Origin of the sequence: Dietzia sp. DQ11-38-2, assembly GCF_014145055.1 — a bacterium.
In the GTDB taxonomy this organism is placed as follows: domain Bacteria; phylum Actinomycetota; class Actinomycetes; order Mycobacteriales; family Mycobacteriaceae; genus Dietzia.
This window is the reverse complement of record NZ_JAALDW010000071.1, coordinates 1-4,295: the sequence shown is the minus strand read 5'-3', so window position 1 is coordinate 4,295 and position 4,295 is coordinate 1. Positions and strand designations below refer to the sequence as shown.

Here is a 4,295-nt window from a genome sequence, read left to right as displayed (position 1 = left end):
CGTGGACCCGTGGCCGTGGCCCCGCTGCTCGAGATCCGGGGCAGGGTCCGCGACGCCGCCGGATTGGACGCGCGGGCGAGGTCCGGCAACCTCTCGGGCCGGATCAGGAGACGATCGCCGGACACCTTGATCCGGGCTACGCCAGGGGCGCCGTCGACGGTCGCCGAGGTGCTCAGGACGCCGGCGACCGTCCTCGTGGTGGATGACGTCGTCACCACGGGGGCCACGGCCGCCGCGTGCGTCGGTGCGCTGGGCGAGGGCGGTCTGCGCGTCGACGGCGTCATCGCGGTCACCGCCGCCTGAGGGCGAGGGTGACTTCCGGACGACTTGAGCCTACTGCGGTCCGGTGCACAGGCGACCGGGTATCGTAGGTCGCGGACGGGGTTCACCAGCGCGTTCACGAGAATTCAGCCGATGGTGTCCCACGTCCGGAGAGTGTCCACTCAGCCATGTGGGTTGGCCCCTCGACCGGGGTCCCGGGCGGTAACCGGGCCGGTCTCCGGGGCCCGCCGCAGGCCCGATGAGGAGGAGCTTCGATGGCGAAGACCCCCGCAGTCCTGCTCGACCCCGCCACCTTCGACGGTCCGTCGACCGACGACCCCGGTGCCCCTGAAGCGCAGGTGACCATCAAGGGCCGGAACGTCGAGGTCCCCGACCACTTCGCGACCCGGATCCACACCAAGCTCGCGAAGATCGAGAAGATCTCGCCGGCGATCACCCGGTTCGACGTGGTGCTGTTGCACGAGAAGAATCCACGACTGGCCAAGGCCAGCCAGCGGATCGAGATCACCCTCAAGGGCAAGCCGGGCGTCGCCCGCGCGGAGGCCGCCGAGGACACCTTCTACGCCGCTCTGGAATCGGCGGTGGCCAAGCTCGAGCGGCAGATGCGCAAGGCCCGCACCCGGCGGAAGATCAGCCACTCCGGTCACCGTCGGCCGCAGTCCGTCGCCGAGGCCACCGCTGAGCTCGCGCCCGAGGCCGCACCGGCGGACGTGTTGGATGAGTACGCCGACGGGCACGACGATCAGCTCCCCGGCCAGATCGTGCGCCGCAAGGAGCACGACGGGACCCCGATGTCGGTCGACGACGCGCTCGAGAAGATGGAGCTCGTGGGACACGACTTCTACCTCTTCCGCGATGCCGAGTCCGGGCGCGCCACCGTCGTCTACCGGCGGCACGCGTTCGACTACGGGCTGATCACGCTGAGCGACGAGGCCTGACGGTCACGGCTCGCACGCCCCGGGGGCGGTCCGGTCCGAATGGACCGGGCCGCCCGCGGCGTGTATCCGGGGCCCAGAGCACCTAGGATGGACCGAGGGCCCGCGTGGACCCCGCGCAGGTAGCCAGAATTCCGATCACCCCGACCACGAGGACGTTCGAGACTGTGTCCATCCTTTCCAAGCTGCTCCGAGCCGGCGAAGGTCGAAAGCTCAAGCGGTACAGCGCTCTCGCCGATTACGTGGACACCCTGTCCGAGGCGACGGAGACGCTGACCGACGACGAGCTCCGCGCCAAGACCGACGAGTTCAAGGCTCGGCTGGCGAAGGGTGAGACGCTCGACGACCTGCTGCCGGAGGCGTTCGCGGTGGCCCGCGAGGCCGCCTACCGGGTGCTCGGGCAGCGGCCGTACAAGGTGCAGATCATCGGTGCCATCGTCCTGCACACCGGCGCCGTGGCGGAGATGAAGACCGGTGAGGGCAAGACCCTGACCTGTGTGCTGCCCGCCTACCTCAACGCCCTGTCCGGCCAGGGCGTCCACGTGGTCACGGTCAACGACTACCTGGCCAAGCGCGACGCCGAGTGGATGGGTCGCGTCCACCGGTTCCTCGGGCTGTCCGTCGGAGCCATCCTCGGCGGCATGACCCCCGCGCAGCGGCGGGAGTCCTACGCGGCCGACATCACCTACGGCACCAACAACGAGTTCGGCTTCGACTACCTCCGCGACAACATGGCGCACGACACCGCGGAGCTGGTCCAGCGTGGCCACAACTACGCGATCGTCGACGAGGTCGACTCGATCCTCATCGACGAGGCGAGGACCCCGCTGATCATCTCGGGCCCCGCCGACGGGTCGAGCAAGTGGTACGGGGAGTTCGCCCGTATCGCCCCCCTGCTCGAGGAGGGCACGCACTACGAGGTCGACCGGAAGAAGCGCACGATCGGTGTGACCGAGCAGGGCGTCGAGTTCGTCGAGGACCAGCTCGGGATCGACAACCTCTACGAGGCGGCGAACTCGCCGCTCGTGAGCTACCTGAACAACTCCATCAAGGCCAAGGAGCTGTTCACCAAGGACAAGGACTACATCGTCCGCGACGGCGACGTGATCATTGTCGACGAGTTCACGGGGCGGGTCCTCGACGGGCGCCGCTACAACGAGGGAATGCACCAGGCCATCGAGGCCAAGGAACGGGTGGAGATCAAGGCCGAGAACCAGACCCTGGCCACCATCACCCTGCAGAACTACTTCCGTCTCTACGAGAAGCTCGCGGGGATGACCGGTACGGCCGAGACCGAGGCCGCGGAGCTCTACTCCATCTACAAGCTCGAGGTCATGCCGATCCCGACCAACCGGCCGATGGCGCGCGAGGACCTGGCCGACCTCATCTACAAGACCGAGGAGTCGAAGTTCGCCGCGGTGGTGGAGGACATCGCCGAACGCGTCGAGAAGAAGCAGCCGGTTCTCGTGGGCACCGCGTCCGTCGAACGCAGTGAGCACCTGTCGAGGCTGCTCACCCGCAGGGGCATCAAGCACCACGTCCTCAACGCCAAGTTCCATGCGTCCGAGGCCCAGATCATCGCCCAGGCCGGTCGCCCGGGTGCGGTCACCGTGGCGACCAACATGGCCGGTCGTGGAACCGACATCGTGCTCGGTGGCAACCCGGACATCATCGCCGACCTCAACCTGCGTGAGCGCGGACTCAACCCCGTGGACACTCCGGAGGAGTACGAGGAGGCATGGGACGCCGAGATCGAGCGCATGCGCAAGCTCAGCAAGGAGGAGGCCGAGCGGGTCCGCGAGGCCGGCGGTCTCTATGTCCTGGGCACCGAGCGACACGACTCCCGGCGGATCGACAACCAGTTGCGCGGCCGCTCGGGTCGCCAGGGTGACCCGGGTGAGTCCCGGTTCTACCTGTCCCTGGGTGACGAGCTCATGCGTCGCTTCAACGGCGCGGCCGTCGAGGCGATCATGAACCGGTTGAGCCTGCCCGACGACGTGCCGATCGAGGCAGGCATGGTCTCGCGGGCCGTAAAGAACGCCCAGACACAGGTCGAGTCGCAGAACTTCGAGATCCGCAAAGACGTCCTCAAGTACGACGAGGTGATGAACCAGCAGCGCACCGTCATCTACGGCGAGCGCAAGCGGATCCTCGAGGGCGAGGACATCACCGACCAGGTCGAGTCGATGATCTATCAGGTGATCAGCGCCTACGTCGACGGCGCCGCCGCCGAGGGGTACGTCGAGGACTGGGACCTGGACAAGCTCTGGGACGCGCTCGGGCAGCTCTACCCGGTCTCGATCACCGCGCAGTCGATCATCGACGGCGACGAGTACGGGGCGTCGGGCGACCTGTCGGCCAAGAACCTCAAGGACGCGATCCTCGACGACGTCTTCGCCCGATACGACGAGCGCGAAGCCGAGATCGAGGGCATCGGCGGCGAGGGCGCGATGCGCCAGCTCGAGCGATCGATCATGCTCCAGGTCCTGGACCGGAAGTGGCGCGAGCACCTCTACGAGATGGACTACCTCAAGGAGGGCATCGGGCTGCGTGCCATGGCCCAGCGCGACCCCCTGGTCGAGTACCAGCGCGAGGGTTACGACATGTTCGCGGCGATGATGGACGGGGTGCGCGAGGAGACCGTCGCGTTCCTGTTCAACGTCAAGGTCGAGGCCGGTCAGCAGCAGAAGTCGGTGGCGGCGCCCTCTGCGGCGCAGGCCGCGTCGCTCGCGGGTGCCAATCCGATCCTGCAGGCCGCGGGCACGGGCCGCGACGTGAGCGACGATCAGATGCAGTTCTCGGGCCCGTCGGAGACGGGTGAGGCGCAGCTCGTCGACGAGAGTGTCCCGGCCAACCGTGCCGAGCGTCGTTCCCGGGAACGGCAGGACCGGCTCGACCGCCGGGAACGAGCGGCCAAGGCCGCGTCCCGCGGGCGCAAGGGCTGACGGCCCCTAGACCAACCGGAGGGCCGTGCAGGTCGCCCCGGTATCGGTGACCCGGATGCGGGCCGCGACGGCGAACAGTCTCGGCCCGCGGGCGTACGTGGCGCAGACCTCGTAGTCCCGGCCGCCGCCGCCC

At 68.3% G+C, this 4,295-nt stretch carries 2 protein-coding genes and 1 pseudogene; all 3 read left to right on the top strand.

What is annotated here, in order from left to right; translation table 11 throughout:
- Positions 1 to 303, top strand: a pseudogene (locus G6026_RS02955) (hypothetical protein); the annotation flags it as partial.
- A 233-nt stretch (positions 304 to 536) separates the two neighbouring features.
- Positions 537 to 1,220, top strand: a complete 684-nt coding sequence (gene raiA / locus G6026_RS02950) for a ribosome-associated translation inhibitor RaiA (RefSeq protein ID WP_107755939.1) — start codon at positions 537 to 539, stop codon at positions 1,218 to 1,220.
- A 170-nt stretch (positions 1,221 to 1,390) separates the two neighbouring features.
- Entirely contained in the window at positions 1,391 to 4,162 is a 2,772-nt protein-coding gene (gene secA / locus G6026_RS02945; RefSeq protein WP_182612219.1) for a preprotein translocase subunit SecA, read from the top strand.
- The last annotated feature ends 133 nt before the right edge of the window (positions 4,163 to 4,295 follow it).